Origin of the sequence: Salifodinibacter halophilus, from assembly GCA_012999515.1 — a bacterium.
Taxonomy (GTDB): domain Bacteria; phylum Pseudomonadota; class Gammaproteobacteria; order Nevskiales; family Salinisphaeraceae; genus Salifodinibacter; species Salifodinibacter halophilus.
Genome location: JABEEB010000522.1, coordinates 1 through 248 on the forward strand (window position 1 = coordinate 1; position 248 = coordinate 248).

1 protein-coding gene is annotated in these 248 nt (G+C 73.0%); it reads right to left on the reverse strand.

Going from position 1 to position 248, the window contains the following annotated elements; translation table 11 throughout:
• Nucleotides 1-248, reverse strand: a 248-nt coding sequence (locus HKX41_12695) for a hypothetical protein (GenBank protein NNC24993.1), incomplete at both ends; no start/stop codon positions are given.

Sequence of the window (248 nt, forward strand, 5' to 3'; positions counted from 1 at the left end):
CGCCCCGCGAGCGGAGATAGAGCGCGCCACCGCCGACGAGGACGACGAGGACGACGAGTGCGAGCGCGGTCGTCGTCGGGAACGGGTCGTCGCCCGTCGCGGGCGTCTCGGAGTCGACCGGAGTCGGCGACGCCATCGCCGTCGTTCCGGGGCCGCCAGCGCCGCGTTCGAGGACGACGTTCGGTTCGCCCGAGACGAACTCGGTCTGAGAGCCGCGCCAGATGACCGCGTGCTCGCGCGTCTCGTCA